Source organism: Azotobacter bryophylli (assembly GCF_042643485.1).
GTDB lineage: Bacteria > Pseudomonadota > Gammaproteobacteria > Pseudomonadales > Pseudomonadaceae > Azotobacter > Azotobacter bryophylli.
Window position 1 is genome coordinate 60,788 of record NZ_JBHRSJ010000004.1, and the last position, 20,914, is coordinate 81,701.

Genomic DNA, 20,914 nt, shown 5'->3' on the forward strand with positions numbered 1-20,914 from the left:
CTGCCGAGGTGACCTCCATGCAAGACCAGTCCCCCGTCGAGCTGCTCTACGGACTCGACGACCGCCCCGCGCCGCTGCCGGCGCTCTTCGCCGCCCTGCAGCACCTGCTCGCCAGCTTCGTCGGGGTGATCACCCCACCCCTCGTGATCGGCGCGGCGCTCGGCCTGGGCGAGCAGCTGCCCTACCTGATCAGCATGGCACTGATGGTCTCCGGCGTCGGCACCTTCATCCAGGCCCGCCGGCCGTTCGGCATCGGCGCCGGGATGATCTGCCTGCAGGGCACCAGCTTCGCCTTCCTCGGCACGGTGCTCTCGGCCGGAATGCTGGTCAAGAGCCGCGGCGGCGGCCCGGAGGAGATCCTGGCGATGATCTTCGGCGTGTGCTTCTTCGGCGCCTTCGTGCAGGTGCTGCTCAGCCGCTGCATCGGCGCGCTGCAACGGCTGGTCACGCCGCTGACCACCGGCATCGTCATCACCCTGATCGGCGTCAGCCTGATCAAGGTCGGCATCACCGACCTCGGCGGCGGCTTCAAGGCCCCGGACTTCGGCGCCCCGCGCAACCTGGCCCTGGGCGCGCTGGTGTTCCTGCTGATCCTCCTGCTGAACCGCTCGCGGCAGCCCTGGCTGCGCCTCTCGGCGATCGTCGTCGGCCTGGCGGTGGGCAGCCTGGCAGCCTGGGTCAGCGGCAAGCTGGTGCCGCAGCCGCTGCCCGACCTGCCGTTGGTCAGCGTGCCGCAGCCGTTCCGCTACGGTTTCGCCTTCGACTGGACGGCCTTCGTGCCGGTGGCGCTGGTCTACGTCATCAGCACCATCGAGACGGTCGGCGACCTCACCGCCAACTGCATGCTATCGCGCCAGCCCATCGAGGGGCCGGGCTACCTCGAGCGGCTCAAGGGCGGCGTGCTCGGCGACGGGATCAGCTGCCTGATCGCCGCCACCTTCAGCGCCTTTCCCAACACCACCTTCGCGCAGAACAACGGGGTGATCCAGATGACCGGCGTGGCCAGCCGCCATGTCGGCCTCTACATCGGCGCCCTGCTCTTCGCCCTCGGCCTGTTCCCGCTGCTCGGCGCGGTGCTGCAGCAGATTCCCAAGCCGGTGCTGGGCGGCGCCACCCTGATCATGTTCGGCAGCGTCGCCGCCGCCGGCATCCGCATCCTCGCCGGCACCCGCCTGGACCGCCGCAGCATGCTGATCATCGCCGCCTCCTTCGGCGTCGGTCTGGGCATCGCCGCGCAGCCGCAACTGCTGCAGCAGATGCCCCGGCTGGTGCAGAACCTGTTCGACTCGGCGATCACCTCGGGCGGCCTGACCGCCATCCTGCTCGACCTGCTGCTGCCGCGGGAGCACGGCGAACCCGCCGCCGTGACCGGTGCGCGACGCGTCTGAGCGCAGGCGCAATCCGCGTATCCGGCGGCCCCGACGATTTCGATGTCTTGACCCGGCCAGCGACGAATCGGCGCCGCCTGGGGCGATGGGGCCACCGGACGGCGGCCCCGGGGAGTCAGAGAGAGCCTTTCCGGCCCGACTGCGAGCGCAGTGCCCGCAGGGAAGCGATGCGCCCGCTCATATAGCGGATCAGCTCGGCGATGGTCTCGTCCCGCGGTGCGAGACGGCCGGCGCCGCGTCCCGCCCCCTCCCGGCGGCAAGTCCGCCGTCTCTGTTCGGCCCTGTAGCGGGCCAGTTGTGCGATGGTCATGGTGTGTTTTTCCTCCAATCGAAAATGCATGCAAGTCTAGGGCCGGTGCGGGCGATGGCCGTGGAGGATGGTCGCGGCGATCTCGCCCAGCGGCAGCACCAGTTGGGCGGCGCCGCGGGCGATGGCCTCCTTGGGCATGCCGAACACCACGCAGGAGGCTTCGTCCTGGGCTGCCGTCACGGCGCCGGCCTGGCGCATCTCCAGCAGCCCGTTGGCGCCGTCGTCGCCCATGCCGGTCATGATGATACCCATGGCGTTGCGGCCCGCGCTGCGAGCTACCGAACGAAACAGGACATCCACCGAGGGCTTGTGACGGTTCACCGGCGGGCCGTCGAGCACTTCCACGTGATACTGCGCCCCGCTGCGCTTGAGCTGCATGTGCCGACCGCCGGGGGCGATCAGCACCCGGCCGGGCCGCACCCGGTCGCCGTTCTTCGCCTCGCGCACCTCGCAGCGGCAGAGGCGGTCGAGCCGGGCGGCGAAGGCGGCGGTGAATTTCTCCGGCATGTGCTGGACCACCACGATGCCCGGGCAGACCGCCGGCAGCGCCCCGAGCACCGCCTCGAGGGCCAGGGTGCCGCCGGTGGAGGTGCCGATGGCGACCACCTGGTCGGTGGTCCTGGCCAGCGCCGCGGGAGCTGCCGGCAGTGCTGCCGGCTGGCGCAGCAGCGGCGCCATGCGCGCCCGGGCCGCTGCCTTGATGGCCTGGACGAATTCCTGGGCCGTATCGTGGAGGAAGCCGCCGAGGCCCAGGCGCGGCTTGGCGATGATGGCGACGGCGCCGGCCTGCAGCGCCGCCACCGTGGTTTCCGCGCCCTGCTCGGTGAGGGTCGAGCAGATCACCACCGGCGTCGGACGCTCGGCCATCAGCTTCTTGAGGAAGGTGATGCCGTCCATGCGCGGCATCTCCACGTCCAGCACGATCACGTCCGGCCAGCCGGCGGCCATCTTCTGCTGGGCGAACAGCGGATCGGCGGCCGAGCCGATCACACGGATGCCGGGGTCGCGTTCCAGCAGCCCGGTGAGCACCTGGCGGACCACGGCGGAGTCGTCGACGATGAAAACGCGGATCGGGCTGTTCACGCCGGGCTCCGCTCGGAACCGGGGATCGACGGCGGGTTGCCGGGGACGGGACGACGCATGGCTAGGGCGTCCCGTGCGGCGCGGGCTCGTGCCCCTGGCGCATCCACAGCGCGCCGCTCTCGAGGTCGAAGACCAGCTGGCGGTAGCCCTCGCCGCCCAGGCTCTGGGCCTTCACCGGCAGCCCGTGCTCATGCATCAGGGCCAGGGCCTCGGCGACGTTGCGCGCCGGCACGTCGTCCGGCCGGCGCTGGCCGGAGGGGAACATGTTGGCCCCGCCGAACAGCTTGAATTCGTAGTCGCCGGGCTGGGTGTGACTGCGCCGGACTTCCCCCAGCAGCAGCTCCAGCGCCTCGTCGGCGTAGCGGCCGTTGAGCGGCTGGCTGCCGCGGTCGCTGCGGTTCGGCAGCATGTAGTGGCACATGCCGCCGAGCTTGAGCCGGGGATGCCAGAGCACGATCGCCACGCAGGAGCCCAGGGTCGTGCGCAGGCGCACGGCGCCGGAGCCGAAGTACCACTCCCCCGGCCGCAGGAAGATGTCGCGGGTGGCAGGGCCGGGGCCGCTCACGCCGCCCTCCGGTAGACCGACGGGCGCACCGGCTGCAGACCGGCGGCGATGCCGTTGAGGCTCTCGGAGTGGCCGACGAACAGATAGCCGCCCGGCCTCAGTTGCTGGACGATGCGCTGCACTACTTGGCGCCGGGTCTCCTGCTGGAAATAGATCATCACGTTGCGCAGCAGGATCAGGTCGAAGTTCCCCAGCCCGCCGGGCAGGGCGGCGTTCAGGTTGATCTGGCGGAACTGCACGCGGGAGCGCAGGGACTGCTGCAACAGCAGCAGCCCCTCCTGGGCGCCGATGCCCCGCAGGCAGTAGCGGCGCAGGTACTCGCCCGGCATCAGCTCGATGCGGTTGACGCCGTAGAGCCCGCGCCGGGCCTTGTCCAGCACCTGGGTGCTGATGTCCGAGGCCAGCACCTCCCAGCCGGCGTCGCCGAGCCGGTCGTCCAGCAGCATCGCCAGGCTGTAGGGCTCCTCGCCGCTGGAGCAGGCCGCGCTCCACACCCGGAACGGCCGGCCGCGCGGGTGCCCGGGCAGGATCTGCTCCTGGAGGAACTCGAAGTGCTTGGGCTCGCGGAAGAAGTAGGTCTCGTTGGTGGTCAGCAGGTCCACCGCCAGCTGCCGCTCCTCCTGGCGCTGCTGCAGCAGCTGGAAGTAGTCGCCGAAGCTGGCCAGGCCGAGGTCGCGAACCCGCCGCCCGAGCCGGCCGGCGAGCATCAGCTTCTTCGCCGGGGCCAGATGGATGCCGGCGACTTCGCAGAGCATCCGCTGGAACTGGGCGAATTCCTTTTCGGTCAGGGATTGCGCAAGCACGGTCGAATGCCCCTCAGTCCTCGGCTTCCGCCGGCTGCCGCTCGGGCTCGTCGAGCTGCGCCAGCATCGCCATCTCGTCCACCGCCAGCACGTTCTGGGTGTTGAGCAGGATCACGAAGCGCTCGTCGACCTTGCCCATGCCGGCGATGAAGTCGGTGCGGATCCGCGCGCCGAAGGCCGGCGCCGGCTCGATCTGCGAATCCGGGATCTCCAGCACCGCGGACACCGCGTCCACCACGATGCCCAGCACCTGCTGCTCGCCCTCGTTGTCCAGCTCGATGATGACGATGCAGGTACGCCGGGTGATCTCGCTGGACGGGCGGCCGAAGCGCGCGGCCAGGTCGATCACCGGCACCACCGCGCCGCGCAGGTTGATCACCCCGCGGACGAAGGCCGGAACCATGGGCACCGTGGTGATGCCGCGGTATTCGATGATCTCGCGGATGTCGAGGATGCCGATGGCGAACATTTCCTGCCCCAGGGAGAAGGTCAGGTACTGGCGCGGCTCCCGCCCGACCTGGGCATCCTCGGGCGTCTGGCGTTTGCTTGCTTTGTTCATGTGTACTCCTGGGAGCGCCGCACGGTCCGGCTCCTGCGGCGGCTCGCGGCCCCGGCCGGGCGCAAGCGGCTATTACCGTGACAGTACGGCCGTGCCGACGGAAAGTCGATGCGAAAGCGGCCCGGCGAGCGCGCCGCGGGATTCGCGGCCGCTCGCCGGACGGCTGGGGACGGCCTAGTAACGCACGAAGCTGGCTTCGTCCACTGTCTCCGGCGCCGTCAGCGCGCGCCGGCCCTCGGCCCGGACCAGCCGGCCCGAGGTCTGGGGCTGGGCGCCGGGGGTGGCGCCGCCGTTGCCGGAGGTCTCCAGGCGGAAGAAGCCCATCAGCTGCTGCAGCTGCTCGGCCTGGGCCGACATTTCCTCGGCGGTGGCGGCCAGTTCCTCGGAAGACGAGGCGTTCTGCTGGGTCAGCTGGTTGAGCTGCTCGATCGCCGCGTTGATCTGGCCGACCCCGGCCGACTGCTCGCTGGAAGCGGCGGCGATTTCCTGAACCAGATCCGAGGTTTTCTGGATCGCCGGGACGATCTCGTCGAGCCGCTGGCCGGCCCGGGCCGCCAGTTCCACCGAGGAGCCGGCCACCTCGCCGATCTCCTGGGCCGCCACCTGGGAGCGTTCGGCCAGCTTGCGCACCTCGTCCGCCACCACGGCGAAGCCCTTGCCGTGTTCGCCGGCGCGCGCCGCCTCGATGGCCGCGTTCAGCGCCAGCAGGTTGGTCTGGTAGGCGATGTCGTCGATGATGGAGATCTTCTGGGCGATGGACTTCATCGCCGTCGAGGTCTGCGTCACCGCCTGGCCGCCTTCCACGGCGTCCTTGGCGGCACGGCCGGCCATGCCGTCGGTGACCTTAGCGTTCTCGGTGTTCTGCTGGATCGAGGCAGTCATCTGCTCCATAGAGGCGGAAGTCTCCTCGACCGAGGCCGCCTGCTCGCTGGAGGCCTGCGACAGGCTCTGGCTGGTCGCCGCCACTTCCTCGGCGGCCGAGGCCAGGTTGTCCGCGCCGCGGCGCACCTCGCCGATGATCTGCGAGAGCTTCTCGACCATGCGCTGCATCGCCGAGAGCAGGATGCCGACCTCGTCGCGGGAGGTCGATTCGATGCGCACCGAGAGATCGCCGTCGGCCAGCGAGTTGGCCACCCGCAGGGCCTGCCCCACCGGGCGGGTCAGGCTGCGGGTGATCCAGAAGGCGATGGCGCCGGCGAGCAGGAAGGACACCGCGCCGAGGATCAGGATCAGGCGCTCGGCCTGCACGGCGACCTGTTCGACCGTGTCGGCCGCGTCGTTCATCATGCCGGACTGGAAGTCGATCATTTCCTTGACCGCCGCCAGCGCGGCCAGGTTGAGCGGACGCACTTCGTTCAGTCCGAATTCTATGGCGCGCTGACGGTCGCTGCGCAGCATCTCCAGCACCTGGTCGACGCCCCGGCCGAACTTGGCGCGGCTTTCCTTCATCTGTGCCAGCAGCACCTTGCCGCGCTCGGTATGGATGGACTGGTCCAGCCAGGCGCTTCGCTCGTCGATCCGCTTACGCACGGCGGCGATGCGGTTCATCTCGCTTTCCTGGAAGGCGGGATCGCTGCTCAGCATGATGTTGCGCAGCGCCAGGGAGATCTCGTTGATACCGTCGATGAAGTCGTTGCTGGCCACGGTGTTGGGCCAGCGCTCCCGGGTGATGGTTTCGGTGGACTCGGCGACGCTCTTCACCTCGAGGATGCCGATGGCGCCGACGGTGGCCATCATCGCCAGCACGATGGCGAACCCCAGGGTTAGCCTGATACCGATGCGCATGTTGCGGAACATGGTGACTCCTTCTTCCTCGAGGTGTTGCGTCGTTGCACCCGTCCGGAGCATGACGGCCGTCGCCATGAGCGAAGGCGAGGCGCTCCGCGCGCCGGAAAGCCCGACGCGGCGCGGCGCCCATGGCACCAGCCAGGACTGCTTGATAAGGGTGCGACATAATGTCCATATGCCCCATTTCTGAACATCGGTGCCAACCCAAATCGCTGTCGGAGCGCCGGCAGCGGGACTAGGACGATTCCTAGGCGATGGGTAAGAAAGCCTCGGCCGCGGCACGGAGCGGCCGCGGCCGGCACGGGCGGACGGGATGGAGTCAGGACGCCCTCAGGCGTCCGGGGAAGGCAGCACCGCCTCGACACGGTTGCGCCCGGCGCGCTTGGCCTTGTAGAGCGCCTGATCGGCCTCGCCGAGCAGGCGGTCGAGGTTCAGGTCGGCGGCGCTGCCGGCGGCGACGCCGAAACTGGCGGTGAAGCGGATCGGTTCGGGCTCCTGCTCGACGGCCATGGCCTCGACGACCCGGCGCAGGCGCTCGGCGATGGCCGTGGCCGGGCCCAGCCCGGTATCGCTGAGGACCACCGCGAACTCCTCGCCGCCCAAGCGCCCGAGGATGTCCGCCTCCCGTAGCAGCGGCCGCAGGGTGTCGGCCAGGGCCTGCAGCGCCCGGTCGCCGACCTGGTGGCCGTGGGTGTCGTTGATCCGCTTGAAGTGGTCGATGTCGAGCATGATCACCGCCATGGAGCGGCCGGAACGCCTGGCCTGCCTGAAGCTCTGCTCGCCCAGCTCGAAGAAGGCCCGGCGGTTGTTCAGGCCGGTCAGCTCGTCGGTGCTGGCCATCTCCCGGGCCCGCCCCAGCGCGGCCTGCAGCTCCTGCTCCAGGCGCTTGCGCTCGGTGATGTCGGTGGCGATCTCCAGGCGCACCAGGCGGCCGTCCCACCAGCGGATGGCCTGGTCCCGGCACTCGTACCAGCGGCCGTTGACGGTGTTGCGCATCTCCCAGACCCAGACCCCGGTCGGCTCGCCGCGCTCGTCGAGCAGCTTGGGGTTGCTGCAGAAGCGGCAGGGGCCGGTCTGCTCCGACTGCAGCAACTGCCAGCAGAGCTTGTCCTTGAAGTCGCCCCAGACTTCCTTGCCGTAGCGGTTGAGGAACAGCACCTCGTGGGTGTTCATGTCGGCCACGTAGACCAGGGCATCCAGGCTGTCGAGGATGGTGGCGATGCTGCGGTAGTGCTCGGCACCGCCTTCGAGGCCGGTGTCCTGGGGTACTGCGTTCTGTTGCGAGATGGACAAGGTGCTTCCCTTCCGAAGTGACTGGGCCTCTGGGTGTGCGCTCAGGACCGGTCGTAGCCGGCGCTGCAGGACACCCAGGGAATGTCGACGGTGATGATCGTACCCGCTCCGGGGCGGCTGTCGACCCTGAATTCGCCGTTCAGGGCGAATACCCGCTCGCGCATGCCGAGAATGCCGAAGGAGCGGGTGCGCAGCGCATCGACCGGGAAACCGATGCCGTCGTCCCCGACCACCAGCTTGAGCACCCCGTCGACCACCTTCAGGACGATCTCCACCCGGCGCGCCCGGGCATGCCGGCTGACGTTGGTCAGGCTCTCCTGGACCAGCCGGAACACGGCGGTGGCCACCGGCTCGTCCAGCGCCACGCCGTCCAGATCGATCTCGAGATCGCAGGCGATGCGGTTGCGCGTGCGGAAGCTGTCCACTAGCCACTCGACCGCCGCCTCCAGGCCGAAGTCGTCGAGCACCGCCGGGCGCAGATCGGTGGAGATGCGCCGCACGGTGCGCAGGGTGCTGTCGATCAGGCCGGTCATGGCGCGGGCCTTGCGGATGACCGGGCCGTCGTCGTCGGGCAGGTGGCGCTGCAGCCACTCCACGTCCATGCGCAGGCCGGTGAGCAGTTGGCCCAGTTCGTCGTGCAGCTCGCGGGCGACGTGGGTGCGTTCCTCCTCCCGAACCCGCTGCAGGAAGGCCGACAGCTCGCGCAGCTGGCGCCGCGACGCCTGCCGCTCCAGCTCGGCCAGCTTGAGCTCGCTGCGATCCTGGAAGGCCTTGATGAAGCGCGTGGCGCCGTCGCTGCCGGTGATCCGGCTGGCAACATAAGCGACCGGCAGCAGGCTGCCGTCCTTGCACAGGAAGAGCTCGTCCTCCACCAGACAGCGTTCTCCGTCCCGCTTCAGGGCATGCATCGGGCAGCGCTGGGTCGGGTCGAACGAGCCGTCGCTGTGCCGGTGCACGATGTCGTGGATCGGCAGGCCGAGCAGCTCGGCCTCGCTCCAGCCGAGCAGGCGCTCGGCCTCGGGGTTCATGAACAGCACCCGGCCGTCCGCATCCAGCACGGCGATGCCTTCGCACAGGGCCGAGGTGATGTCGCGCAGGAAGCGCTCCTGTTCGGCCAGCGCGCGGATCGCCTCGCGCCGGTCGCGCCGGCCCCGGGCTTCGCGCAGCTCGCGGCGCACGGCCGGGGCCAGGCGGGCGAGATTGGCCTTGGGAACGAAGTCGCTGGCGCCGCTCTTGAGCAGCGTCACCGCCGCCTCCTCGCCGATGTGGCCGGAGACGACGATCACCGGGATGTCCCGCGGATCGGCGCGCACCAGCTCGACCACCTCGGCGGCGGAGAACGCCGGCAGATGGTAGTCGGCGAGCACGATGTCCCAGTCCTGGCGGGCCAGCGCGGCGCACAGATCGGCCTCGCTGCACAGGCGCTCGCAGAGAAACTGGCAGCCCTCCTCCAGCAGCGCGCAGACGATCAGTTCGGCGTCGTCCGGCGAGTCCTCCACCAGCAGGATGCGCACCGGGCGCGGAACGGCCGCAGGAGCGGCGGGACGGGTGAAAACGGGGCTTTGCATGGTCGCGATGTCGTTCGGCTGCGGCTTCCCGGCCTGCGGGCAGGCCTCAGGGAAGCATGAAAAAGAAAGTGGCGCCCTCGCCCACCCGGCCTTCGGCCCAGATCCGTCCGCCGTGGCGGAGGATGATCCGCTGCACCGTCGCCAGGCCGATGCCGGTGCCTTCGAATTCGCTGGCCGAGTGCAGGCGCTGGAAGGGCTTGAACAGGCGGTCGACGTAACGCTCGTCGAAACCGGCGCCGTTGTCGAGGACGTACAGCACGCGCTCGCCGTCACGCTCGTCGCGGCCGAAGCGGACCCGGGCGCCGGGCCGGCCGGCGCTGAACTTCCAGGCGTTGCCCAGCAGGTTCTCCAGCACGATCCGCATCAGGCGGGCATCGGCGCGCACCTGCAGTCCGGATTCGATGTGCACCTCCAGCGCCCGCCCCGGCTCGGCCTGGCGCAGCTCCTCGAGCACCGCGGCGGCCAGCGTGGAGAGACAGACCTCGGCGGGCTGCAGCGCCTGCCGGCCGATCTGCGAGAGCTTGAGCAGGTCGTCGATCAGCTGGCCCATGCGCTGGGAAGAGCGGCGGATGCGGCCGAGGTAGTCGTGGCCGACGGCGCTCAGCTGGCCGCCGTGCTGCTCCTGCAGCAGGCGGCTGAAGCCGTCGATGCGGCGCAGCGGCGCGCGCAGGTCGTGGGACACCGAGTAGCTGAAGGCCTCCAGCTCGCCGTTGGCCGCCTGCAGCGCGCGGGTGCGCTCGGCGACCCGCACCTCGAATTCCGTGTGGAGGCGCTGCAACTCGTTTTCCGCCTGCCGCCGGCGCCGCTCCTGCGCCAGCGCCTGGAGGGCGAAGGAGACGTCGTCGGCCAGCGCCTCCAGCAGCTGGATCATGTCGGCGCTGAAATAGCCCGCCTGCCAGGAATGCACGACCAGACAGGCCACCACCTCCCCGTCCTGGCGCAGCGGCAGCGCGACCAGGGAGCGCAGTCCCCATTCGGCGGCCCGCTGCCGCCAGGGCTGCCCCGCCTCTTCCGCGGCGAGGTCCTGATGCACCCGGGTGGCGCCGCTGAGCAGCGCCTCGACGCCCGGCTCGCTGCCGGCGCCGGCATCGGCCAGGGAAAAACGCCGGTCGCGCACGCAGCCGGCGGCCATCCCGGCGACGGCCGCCGGCGCCAGCCAGGCGCCCTCGGCATCCGCGGTGCCGATCCAGGCCAGCTGCAGGTCGCCGTGATCGACGATGATCCGGCAGACCCGGCCGAACAGGGCCTGCGGGTCCCGCTCGCCGACCATGGCCTTGTTCACCTCGCAGAGCACGGCGTACAGCCGGTTGATGCGGGACAGCGCCTGACGCGCCTGCCCGCTATCGGTGATGTCCTGCACGATGCCGTAGAGGCGCCGCGGCGCGCCGTCGGCATCGCGCTCGGTGCGGCCCTCCTTGAGCACATGGCGGACCGTACCGTCGGAGCAAAGGATGCGGTGCTCGACCCGGTAGGGGGCATCGCCGTTGAGCGCCGACACCAGCGCCGCCACCACCCGCGGGCGGTCCTCCGGGAAGATCCGCTCGAGCATGGCCGGATAGCTGACCCGGAACTCCCGCGGGTCGAGGCCGAAGATCGGGTAGATCTCGTCCGACCAGGACAGGCTGTCCTCGTCGAGCGACCATTCCCAGTGCCCCAGCGGCCCCGCCGTCGGCTCCGGCAAGGACTCGCTCGCCCGCGGCAGCGGCCTGGGCTGCGCCGGCCTGCGCCCGAGGTCGACGACGGACAGGCGCAGGCCCAGCTCCTCGCCGCTCTCGCCGCGGACCCAGCGCCAGCTCAGGCGGACCTGGCGGGTCTCGCCGGAACGGGTCCGCACGCGCAGCTCATCCCCGGCGCCGCTCTCGCCGGCCCGCATCCGCTCGAAGCGCTCGTGATCCTCGGGGTGGATCAGGGGATAGGGATAGTCCGCCATCGCCAGGCATTCGGCCGGAGAGTAGCCGGTGATCGCCAGTACCGAGCGGCTGACCCAGCGCAGCCGGCCATCGCGCCCGACCCAGGACTCCCAGGTATCGCCGTGCTCGGCGATGGCGACGAAGGCCTGGCGCGCCAGATGCAGGGCCAGGGTCAGCCGGTCGAGGGCCAGCGCCGCCCGCCGGAGCCCCCAGGGCAGCCGGCCGACCGAGTCCTCGCCGAGCAACTGCGCCAACTCCAGCGCATCGCTGGAGTCCCAGGCCGCGGCGGCCTGGCAGAGGATGTCGAAGCGCTGGCTGAGCCAGCAGCCGATGCGGTCGAGCACCAGCAGGGTCGTGGTCAGCAGGACGACCATCAGCAGCAGGCAGCCGACGAGCAGGGACAGCGGCTCGCCGAAGCCGCCCGCCCCGGCCCAGCCCGCCAGCAGCACCATCGAGGCCAGCACGGCGATCGCCAGCAGCAGCGCCCGGCCGGGCGAGACCAGGCCGGGCAGCGGCGCACGGGCCCCGGCGGTCGCCACGACGGAGGGCCTGGGCGTGCCGATCATCAGCGGCGCGCCCGGTCGCCGCGGGGCGTCGACCGCCCTGCGCAGCCGGCGGCCGGCCGTGGCGAGGGCATGCGGCACGTCTTTGAACAACTTAGCCATGACAGCCGGCGAAAATCGCTGATGAACACTGATGATGCAAACCCGACGAGATCTCTAGTGTTTGAATTCCAGCTGCTCCGGCGGTAGCGGGCGGCCGAGGTGGTAACCCTGCCCGTGCCGGCAGCCGTGCTTGTGCAGGAACTCCAGGTGGGCCGCCGATTCTACTCCTTCCGCCACCGTGACCAGATCCAGCGCCCGGGCCATGCCGATGATGGCCTGGACGATGGCCCGGTCGCGCGGATCGCGGTCGATGCCGCGGACGAACGACTGGTCGATTTTCACCTTGTCCACCGGGAAGTTCTTCAGGTAGGCCAGCGACGAGTAGCCGGTACCGAAATCGTCGATGGCCAGGCTCACCCCCAGCTCGCGCAACTCGTGCAGGGTGGCCATCACCCGCTCCTGATCGTTCATCGCCACGCTCTCGGTGATTTCCAGCTCCAGCGCGTTCGGCGGCAGGCCGCTGTCGGCCAGGGCCGAGCTCACCATGCGGACCAGCGAGGCCTCCTCGAACTGGATCATCGCCAGGTTGACCGCCACCCGCATCCCGCTGTGGCCCTGGTCGTGCCAATGGGCGGCCTGGCGGCAGGCGCTGCGCAGCACCCACTCCCCCACCGGCACGATCAGGCCGGTCTCCTCCAGCAGCGGCACGAAGCGGGCCGGCGAGACCTGGCCGCAGCGCGGATGGCGCCAGCGCAGCAGCGCCTCGGCGCCGATGCAGGCGCCGCTCTGCAGGTCGAACTGGGGCTGGTAGTCGAGGGAGAACTCCTGGTTGCGCAGGGCCTGGCGCAGTGCGTCTTCGAGGTCGTAAGGCTCGGCGGCAGGATTCAGCCAGGCGGTGTCGAACAGCTCCCAGTCGGTCTGCTGCTGCAGCGCCCGGCGCACGGCGACCTCCGCATGGCGGTGGAGCTGGGCCACGCTGCGGCCGTGGAGCGGATAGAGGCAGGCGCCCAGATGCCAGGCCAGCGGCACGGTGGCCCCCTCCACCACGATGCTGCCGGGCAGGCTGGCGCTGAAGCGCTCGATCCAGGCCCGCAGCGCCGCCGCGCCGGGGATGCCGCGCAGGGCCAGGGCGAAGCGGTTGCGGCCGATCTGCGCGAGGAAGCCGTCCTGGCCGACCTCGGCGCGCAGGCGCTCGGCCAGCTGGACCGCCAGCCGGCTGCCGGCGCGCGGCCCCAGGCAGCGGACGATCTGCTGGAAGCGGCTCATGTCGGCCAGCACCAGGGCGAAGCTGGCGCCGCCGGTGCACAAGCGCTCCAGCTCGCCGAGGAAGCGGTGCTCGTTGGGCAGTCCGGTGAGCGGGTCGTAATAGGCCAGCCGCTCGAGATGCTGATGGGACGCCACCAGTTCGTGGCGCATCCGTCGCTCGCTCAGTTCCCGCCGCAGTACCGGGCCGAGCTTGGCCAACTTGTGCTTGTCGACCACGTCCACCGCGCCGGCGGCGATGGCCTCGACGGTCATCTGGTCGCTGCAGGCGCCGGAGACGATGATGAACGGCAGCTCCGGCTGCAGGCGCCTGGCCAGCGACATCGCCATCTGCGAATCGAAGGCCGGCAGGTTGTGGTCGCAGATGACGAAGTCCCACGTGCGCTCGACCAGGGCCGCTTCCAGGTGGGTCGCCGTCATCACCTGACGGCATTCGGGTTCGAAGCCGCCCTGGCGCAGGGCGGCCTCGATCAGCAGATAGTCGTCGTCGCTGTCCTCGACGATCAGCCCGCACAGGGGCTGGCGATGGGTCCGGCCGGACACGTGACACCTCGCTGCATTCGGACGGTGGTCGGCATTCGGGCGCCCGCCGCTCACCGCTGCGCCCGTTCCAGCCGCGCGGCCAGTTCGCCTTCGCGCTGGCAGAGCCGCTGGATCAGGTTCGGGATATCCAGGATCAGCGCCACCCGGCCGTTGCCGAGGATGGTCGAGCCGCTGATGCCGCTGATGTGGCGGAACAGCGCGCCGAGGGGCTTGATCACCGTCTGGTGCTCGCCCAGCAGGGCATCCACCAGCAGACCGACCTTGTGCCCGGCATGCTGCACCACGACGATGTTCTCCCGCCGCCCGGCCGCCTGGTCGATGCCGAAGTACTCGCGCAGGCGCACGAACGGCAGGACCTCGCCGCGCAGGTTGATGTAGTTGCGCTCGCAGGATTCCTCGCGCTGCACGGCGCTGAGTTCGATGCACTCGGTGACCAGCTCCAGCGGCACCACGTAGCTCTCGCTGCCGACGCGCATCAGGAAGCCGTCGATGATCGCCAGGGTCAGCGGCAGGCGGATGCGGAACAGGGTGCCGGCGCCGGGCTCCGACTGCACTTCCACGGTGCCGCGCAGGGCTTCAATGTTGCGCCGCACCACATCCATGCCGACGCCGCGTCCGGACAGGTTGGTGACCTGCTCGGCGGTGGAGAAGCCGGGCTCGAAGATCAGCTGGTGGATCTCCTGGGTGGACAGCTCCTGGTCGGCGCGCACCAGTCCGCGCTCCCGGGCCTTGGCCAGGATCCGCGCGCAGTCGAGACCGCCGCCGTCGTCGCCGACCTCGATGACGATGCTGCCGGAGTCGTGGAAGGCGTTCAGCCGCAGATGCCCGCGCGCCGGTTTGCCCCGCTCCAGGCGCAGCGGCGCCGGCTCGATGCCGTGGTCGACGGCGTTGCGCACCAGATGGGTGAGCGGGTCGCCGATCTTCTCCACCACCGTCTTGTCCAGCTCGGTGTCGGCGCCGTTGATCTGCAGGTCGATGTCCTTGCCCAGCTCGGAGGCGGCGTCGTGGACGATGCGCACGAAGCGCTGGAAGGTCTCGCCGATGGGCACCATGCGCATCTGCAGGGAGCTGTCGCGGATCTCCTCGACCAGGCGCGACATTTCCGCCGCCGCCTCCATGGTCGCGCTGTCGCCGGAGGCGGTGGCGTTCAGCTCGGTGGCGGCGCTGGCGATGACCAGCTCGCCGACCAGATTGATCAGACGGTCCAGCTTGTCCGACTGGACGCGGATGAACTGGCTGGCCTGGGCCCGGTTCCGCGGCACCTGGCGCTGGCGGGCGGATGTCTCGTCGGTTTCCGCCTCCGGCACCGGCTCCTCGGCGATGGCCGCGACCGTCGCGCGCCGCCCGGCGAAGCCGCGTTCGAGCGCCTCCTCGCTCAGGCTGCCGCAGGTCACCAGCAGCCGGCCCAGGCGCTCGTCGTCCTCGGGGCGCTCGGCGATCAGCTGCATGAAGGCCTCCAGCGGGCTGCCCGGCGGCAGGATGGACAGTTCGCAGTCGTCGCGGACGAACTCGAACACGCCTTCCAGGGTCTCCCGGGTCACGTCGCCGCGGAAGGCGATCTCGAAGCCCAGCCAGCAGTCCTCGGGATCGAACGCCTCCACCGGCGGCAGGGCGTCGGCCAGCGTTTCCACATGGACCAGCTGGCCCAGGCTGCCCAGATAGCGGATGAAGGCGATCGGGTCCATGCCGTTGCGCAGCACCTCGCGGCCGAAGCGCACGGAGAGATGCCAGGCATCGCCGCCGGCGTCCGCCCCCTCGCCCGGGCCGTCCCCACCGACGGGCTCGGCCGTCCCGGCGGACAGGCAGCGCTCCAGCTCGGCGATCAGCGCCGCACCCGCTTCCAGCCGCGCGGGGCTCGGCGGCTCGCTGGCGGTCTCCACCAGGCCGAGGATGTGGTCGCGGCAGCGGAGCAGCAGCTCGGCCAGCGCCGGGGTCAGGCATAGGGTCAGCTGGCGCAGGTTGTCGAGCAGGTTCTCGACCACGTGGGTGAAGGCGACCACCTGGTCGAGGCCGAAGATCCCGGCCGAGCCCTTCACCGTGTGCACGCTGCGGAACAGGGCGTTGAGCAGTTCGGCGTCCTCGGGCCGGCTCTTGAGCTGCAGCAGGTCGGACTCCATCTGCTCCAGCAGTTCCCGGCTCTCGGCCAGGAAGGTCTGATAGGCGGCTTGCAGGCTCATTGCAGGTCACTCCCGGGTGCCGGCGGCACCTCGTCCAGCAGTCCCGAGGCACCGACCAGGGCCAGCGTCTCGACGACGGCGGCGCCCGGATTGCTCAGCCGCAGCCCGCGGCCGCCGGCGATGGCGGCCTGCCGGAGCATCAGCAGCAGTTGCAGACCGGCGCTGTCGAACTCGCCGACCCCGGCCAGATCCACCTCGAGCGCCCGCGCCTGCTCCAGCGCCTCGCCGAAGGCCTGCCACAGCTGCGCGGCCTGGAAGATGGTGAGATCGCACTGCACGCGCAACCGGCCCTGCCCGGCATCGAGACTGTACATGCCCCGCCCCTCAGGCCATGACCAGCTTGGAGACGGCCGCGAGCATCTGCGCCGGCTGGAAGGGCTTGACCATCCAGGCCCGGGCGCCGGCGGCCTTGCCTTCCTGCTTCTTATCCTCGGCCGATTCGGTGGTGAGCATGATCACCGGGGTGAACTTGTATTCCGGGCGCTCCTTCAGCTTCCTGACGAAGCTCAGTCCGTCCATCACCGGCATGTTCACGTCGGAGATGATCAGGTGCACCCGCTGGCCGGTGAGCTTGCCCAGGGCGTCGCTGCCGTCGCATGCCGTGATCACCTCGTAGCCAGCGCCGCTCAGGGTGATCGACACCACCTGGCGGATCGCCGCCGAATCATCCACCACCAATACCGTCTTGCTCATGGGTCTGCCTCTCGCTCCGCGACCGGGCGGAGCCGTCCGTGTTCTAGAAGAATGTGATGCCGTCGTCGGCGGATTCGGCGCTCTCGCCGCTGTGGTTGTGCCGCTCCTCGGCCATGGCGTAGGACCTGTCCAGTTCCTCCAACAGGGCCTGCACGTCCGGCGCGGCCAGCACCCGCTGGGTGGCGTAGCGCTCGGCGGAGGATGCGATGGCCGCCGCCGCGGCACGGATGCTGTCGCGGGTATGGCTGAGGATCTGCCCGGTGCGGTCCTGGAACTGCAGCTGGACGATGGCGTCCGTCACCTGGGCCTGGATGCTCGCGTTGCTCTCGCGCAGCCGGGAGCCGGCCTCGGTCAGGCCGTCGGTCACCCCGCGCAGGTCGCCGAGCACCCGACCGATGGTCTCTTCAGTGGTCGCCGCCAGGTGGCCGTCCCGCTCGGCCGAGGCCGCGCCGGACTCGACCACCGCGTTGATCGCCTGGCCGATCAGCGCCACCCGCTCGCCGATGCGCTTGCCGGTCTCGCCAGAGAGGCGCGACAGCTGGCGCACCTCGCCGGCCACCACGGCGAAGCCGCGGCCGTGTTCGCCGGCGCGGGCGGCCTCGATGGCCGCGTTGAGCGCCAGCAGGTTGGTCTGGTCGGCGACCCGGCCGACGTCCCGGGCCATCTGGTCCAACTCCTTGGTGAAGGCCTTGAGCTGGTCCAGCTCGCCCATCAGAGCGATCTTCTCGTTGACCACTTCCTGCAGGGTGTCCACCACCTGCAGCAGGGCCCTCTGGCTGGCGGCGAACACCTGGGCGGCGCCCTGGCCCTGCCCTTCGCCGACGAAGCGCGCGGAGATCCGGATGGTCTCGTCGAGTTCCTGCACGATGCCGGCGAACTGGGCGGTCAGGGCGGAGACGGCGGCTTCCGCCTGGGTCCTGGCGGTGTCCACCTGGCGCTCCCAGACCGGCGCCAGCTCGCGGCTGAGCTGTCCGACGCCGTCGACGTAGTCGCGCACCCGGGCCGCATCGACCATGGCGGAAAGCGGTACCGGCACCGGCACCGAGGCGCGTCCTCCGGGCAGCGTACGCCGCCACACGACCAGCGCGGTCGGCGCCACCAGCAGGGCCACGACGAGCGCCGAGACGATAGTCCCGCCGCTGACGAACACGGCCAGGACACCCGCCAGCGCCGGCAGCAGGGACAAGAGCATCAATCGTTTCGAAGGAACCACGGCAGAACGCCTCCGCTTTCTGGCATGCCGAACGCTTGCGCCCCACGGCGGAAGCGCGGGGCATGATCGGAAATTAGCGGCGGGGAAAGTATCGGCCTGGGCTTATTTGCCCTTAGGAGTAGCACCTTGCCAGCTCGGAGCGGAACCGAGCCAGGCCGGAATGCGCTGATGAAGTCCTAGGAATAGTCCTAGGCCGGCTGCAGGGTCTGCATGTTCACCAGGCCATGCTCGATGGCGTAGCGGATCAGTTCGGACATGTTGGCCAGGTTCATCTTCTGCATGATGTTGGCCTTGTGGGTGCTGATGGTCTTGACGCTGAGGGTCAGCGCCTTGGCGATCTCCGACACGGTCAGGCCTTCGGCCAGCATCAGGAACACCTGATGCTCGCGGTTGGACAGGCCGGAATGCGGCAGCTGCGCCCCACCGATCGCCTGTAGGGCCAGTTTCTCCGCCACGTCCTCGTTGATGTAGAGACGGCCGGAATGGATCCGGCGGATGGCCGACAGCAGCTGCTCGGAGGGGCAGGCCTTGGTCAGATAGCCCATGGCGCCGGCCTTGATGGTGCGGATGGCGTACATGTCGTCCTCGTGGACGCTGAGCACCAGCACCGGCAGAGAGGGCCACAGCGCCTTGACCGTCTTGATCAGGTCGATGCCGCTGCGCCCGGGCATCGACATGTCGCACAGGAGCACGTCGGGCAGCCCCTGGCGCAGTGCCGCCAGCAGGGAATCGCCCTCCGCCGCCTCGCCGTGGACCTGCATATCCCCCTGTTCGGAGATGATCTGTTTCAAGCCATCCCGCACGATGGGGTGATCGTCGGCAATGAGGATGTTGATCATCGTTCAGCATTTCCTTCGCAATTTCGAGAAAAAGGGCAACCGCGGGATAGTAACGAATCGCGGCGGTCTGTCGCAGCCGGGCGACGGCAATCGGTGATTGCCTACGCAAAAAATGCGCCTTTCTCCCGAAACGATCGATTCGGAAGGAAAAGACCCTATCATCGCGCCCATCGCCCCCTTATGCCGGTACCGGAATCGCCGCATGCTGTCCGCCGTCAAGCGCTACCGATCACTCCTCGCCACCGCGCTGGCGCGTTACTTTCCGCGCACCGCGGCCCATCTGCGCGCGACGAAGGAGCCGGTCGAGCCGACGCGCAAACCCGGGCCGAAGGCGAAAAAGGCCGCCGCCCCCGCCGGCAAGGGCGGCCGGAAACCGGCGGAAAAGCCGGCCGGCTCGAAGAACAAGGCTCCCCGCCCGACCGGCGAGGGCATCTACGGGCCGGCGCCGATGCCGGTGGACGACGCCCGCATCCAGGCCATGCGCGAACGGGTCGCCACGGCGGTGGCGGCCGGGCTGATCGGCGCCCCCTCGGACGAGCAGTGGGCGATGATCCTCGGCCGCCACTCGGTCACCCGGATCTTCGCCGGCGCGGGCTCGGGCAAGTCCACCACCCTGGTGCTGCGCGTGGTGTTCATGCTCTGCCACCTGGGCATCGCCCCCGAACGGCTGACGGTGATCTCCTTCACCAACGCCTCCTGTGCGCAGCTGCGCGAGCGGCTGATCGAAGTCCTCGCCTTCTGGGGCCACCCCTTCGACGAAGCGCGGGCACGGCAGTGCGTGCGCACCTTCCATTCGGCCATGGGAGTTCTGGCCCGCGACCTGCTGGACGAGCCGCGCTGGTTCGAGCAGCTGGACGCCCGGAACGGCTCGGCCGAACCGGACAACCCCCTCGCCTCCGCCCGTCTGCGACCGGCCCAGCTGCGCCTGCTGAAACAGGCCTATCAGCGCTGCTATGCCGCGCAGCCGGACTTCCGCGCACGGGTGCACGCGCTGCTGGATCTGCCGCCGCCCGGCAGCGACGCGGGCCGACGAGCGCCGCTGGACGGTTTCAAGCTGGCCGGCGAGTTCGCCCCGCTGCCGCTGTTCGAGGCCTTCCACGTGCAGGCCGGCTTCATGGAGAGCCTCGGCATCTGCATCGAACGGCTGGACGTCAGGGCCCTGGCCTGCCCCGAGCGCGAACGGACCTTCGTCGAGGCCCTGCTCCCGTTCTGGCGCTCCTTCCAGGACTGCCTGCGGGAACAGGGTCTGACGACCTTCAACGGCGCCTTCCAGCGGCTCACGGAAAGCCTGGCGGCCGGCGGCCAGGGCGTCCCGACCGCGAGCCTGGCGCCCTTCACGCATCTGCTGATCGACGAGTTCCAGGACATTTCGCCGCAGATCGTCCAGTGGCTGCAGGCCGTGCAGCGCACCCTGGCGCAGCGGGGCGAACCGGTCAGCCTGATGGCCATCGGCGACGACTGGCAGTCCATCTACGGCTGGCGCGGCAGTTCCCCGGAGCTGTTCATGGACTTCGACCGCCATTTCCCGGCCCGGGGGCGGTCGAAGAAGAGCGCCGTGCTGACGCTGGAGACCAACTACCGCTCCATCGAGCCGGTAATCCGCGATGCCGAGGCGGTACTGGCGGACGTCGCCTTCAAGCAGACCAAGACCAGCCGGGCCGCCAGAGCCATGCAGCCGGGAGACCACGGCGTCAGGCTGGTGCCGCGCTTCGACCTCAAGACCCGCCTGCCCGAGCTGCTGGCAGAGATCCGCGCCCAGTGCGCACACGTCGCCACGCGCCAGCGGGCCGACCGCAATGCCGTGCTGCTCCTCAGCCGGCGCAACGAACCGCTGCAGCAGGTCCAGGCGCAGCTGGACCGCCGGCTGCCGGTCAAGGCCTACACCATCCATCGCGCCAAGGGCCTGCAGGCCGAAGTGGCGATCATCCTCGACGACTGCCCGCCGCCGGAGCCGCATCCGCTGCGCAACGCGCTGTATGCCCATTCGGGATTCTTCCGCAACAGCTACGACCAGGCGATGAAGGACGAAGGCCTGCGTCTGGCCTACGTGGCTATCACCCGCGGCGTGAGCCGGGTGATCTGGTTCAGCCGCAAGCCCCAGGGCGCGACCCGGGTGCTGGCGGAGCGCAGCGGCGCTCATGCAGACCCGATCTAGCGAAACAGAAGCCGCGCCGGAGACGCCTCCTGCTCCGTCCGTCGGCCACCTCCGGCCGAGTCCGTTCAGTTTGGCTTAAGTCGCTATCAGTACAGTGGCGGCCAATTGAAGCCACTGCCCGCCAGCCTACCGAGCCAGCGGCCGGTGCTTCGCACGAGA

The 20,914-nt window shown here is 70.0% G+C and carries 17 protein-coding genes; 2 read left to right on the plus strand and 15 right to left on the minus strand.

Features of this window, described 5'->3' with window-relative positions:
- Positions 1 to 17 precede the first annotated feature (17 nt).
- Complete coding sequence (locus ACFOJE_RS02955) at positions 18 to 1,388, plus strand: uracil-xanthine permease family protein (protein WP_377812757.1); 1,371 nt, start codon at positions 18 to 20, stop codon at positions 1,386 to 1,388.
- Positions 1,389 to 1,503: 115 nt separating this feature from the next.
- On the opposite strand, the gene ACFOJE_RS02960 is transcribed toward ACFOJE_RS02955, so the two are convergent.
- From ACFOJE_RS02960 to ACFOJE_RS03030, 15 genes are all read right to left on the minus strand, one after another.
- Positions 1,504 to 1,698 carry a hypothetical protein gene (locus ACFOJE_RS02960; RefSeq protein ID WP_377812758.1) on the minus strand — a complete coding sequence of 65 codons (195 nt, stop codon included), beginning with the start codon at positions 1,696 to 1,698 and terminating at the stop codon, positions 1,504 to 1,506.
- A 36-nt stretch (positions 1,699 to 1,734) separates the two neighbouring features.
- On the minus strand, positions 1,735 to 2,781 hold the full coding sequence (locus ACFOJE_RS02965; RefSeq protein WP_377812759.1) for a protein-glutamate methylesterase/protein-glutamine glutaminase: 1,047 nt from the start codon (positions 2,779 to 2,781) through the stop codon (positions 1,735 to 1,737).
- 61 nt (positions 2,782 to 2,842) lie between these two features.
- A complete protein-coding gene (locus ACFOJE_RS02970; RefSeq protein ID WP_377812760.1) occupies positions 2,843 to 3,346 on the minus strand; it encodes a chemotaxis protein CheD in 504 nt (167 codons plus the stop codon).
- Positions 3,343 to 4,149: a CheR family methyltransferase gene (locus ACFOJE_RS02975; protein WP_377812761.1), complete on the minus strand. Its 807-nt coding sequence runs from the start codon at positions 4,147 to 4,149 to the stop codon at positions 3,343 to 3,345. Before ACFOJE_RS02975 ends, ACFOJE_RS02970 begins: the two co-directional genes overlap by 4 nt.
- Positions 4,150 to 4,162: 13 nt before the next feature.
- Complete coding sequence (locus ACFOJE_RS02980) at positions 4,163 to 4,708, minus strand: chemotaxis protein CheW (RefSeq protein WP_377812762.1); 546 nt, start codon at positions 4,706 to 4,708, stop codon at positions 4,163 to 4,165.
- A gap of 174 nt (positions 4,709 to 4,882) precedes the next feature.
- Positions 4,883 to 6,505 carry a methyl-accepting chemotaxis protein gene (locus tag ACFOJE_RS02985; RefSeq protein WP_377812763.1) on the minus strand — a complete coding sequence of 541 codons (1,623 nt, stop codon included), beginning with the start codon at positions 6,503 to 6,505 and terminating at the stop codon, positions 4,883 to 4,885.
- A 321-nt stretch (positions 6,506 to 6,826) separates the two neighbouring features.
- Positions 6,827 to 7,789: a sensor domain-containing diguanylate cyclase gene (locus ACFOJE_RS02990; protein WP_377812764.1), complete on the minus strand. Its 963-nt coding sequence runs from the start codon at positions 7,787 to 7,789 to the stop codon at positions 6,827 to 6,829.
- 41 nt (positions 7,790 to 7,830) lie between these two features.
- Positions 7,831 to 9,357, minus strand: a complete 1,527-nt coding sequence (locus tag ACFOJE_RS02995; RefSeq protein ID WP_377812765.1) for a hybrid sensor histidine kinase/response regulator — start codon at positions 9,355 to 9,357, stop codon at positions 7,831 to 7,833.
- Between the two features lie 46 nt (positions 9,358 to 9,403).
- Positions 9,404 to 11,932, minus strand: a complete 2,529-nt coding sequence (locus tag ACFOJE_RS03000; RefSeq protein ID WP_377812767.1) for a PAS domain-containing protein — start codon at positions 11,930 to 11,932, stop codon at positions 9,404 to 9,406.
- Between the two features lie 54 nt (positions 11,933 to 11,986).
- Positions 11,987 to 13,678: a putative bifunctional diguanylate cyclase/phosphodiesterase gene (locus ACFOJE_RS03005; protein WP_377812768.1), complete on the minus strand. Its 1,692-nt coding sequence runs from the start codon at positions 13,676 to 13,678 to the stop codon at positions 11,987 to 11,989.
- A 50-nt stretch (positions 13,679 to 13,728) separates the two neighbouring features.
- A complete protein-coding gene (locus ACFOJE_RS03010) occupies positions 13,729 to 15,855 on the minus strand; it encodes a chemotaxis protein CheA (RefSeq protein ID WP_377812769.1) in 2,127 nt (708 codons plus the stop codon).
- Positions 15,852 to 16,169: an STAS domain-containing protein gene (locus ACFOJE_RS03015; protein ID WP_377812770.1), complete on the minus strand. Its 318-nt coding sequence runs from the start codon at positions 16,167 to 16,169 to the stop codon at positions 15,852 to 15,854. Before ACFOJE_RS03015 ends, ACFOJE_RS03010 begins: the two co-directional genes overlap by 4 nt.
- Positions 16,170 to 16,179: 10 nt before the next feature.
- Positions 16,180 to 16,548 carry a response regulator gene (locus ACFOJE_RS03020; RefSeq protein WP_377812771.1) on the minus strand — a complete coding sequence of 123 codons (369 nt, stop codon included), beginning with the start codon at positions 16,546 to 16,548 and terminating at the stop codon, positions 16,180 to 16,182.
- 43 nt (positions 16,549 to 16,591) lie between these two features.
- Positions 16,592 to 17,740, minus strand: coding sequence for a methyl-accepting chemotaxis protein (locus ACFOJE_RS03025; RefSeq protein WP_377812772.1), 1,149 nt, complete (start codon positions 17,738 to 17,740; stop codon positions 16,592 to 16,594).
- A gap of 209 nt (positions 17,741 to 17,949) precedes the next feature.
- Complete coding sequence (locus ACFOJE_RS03030) at positions 17,950 to 18,600, minus strand: response regulator (protein ID WP_377812773.1); 651 nt, start codon at positions 18,598 to 18,600, stop codon at positions 17,950 to 17,952.
- A 202-nt stretch (positions 18,601 to 18,802) separates the two neighbouring features.
- On the opposite strand from ACFOJE_RS03030, the gene ACFOJE_RS03035 reads away from it, so the two are divergent.
- Entirely contained in the window at positions 18,803 to 20,755 is a 1,953-nt protein-coding gene (locus ACFOJE_RS03035) for a UvrD-helicase domain-containing protein (protein WP_377812774.1), read from the plus strand.
- The last annotated feature ends 159 nt before the right edge of the window (positions 20,756 to 20,914 follow it).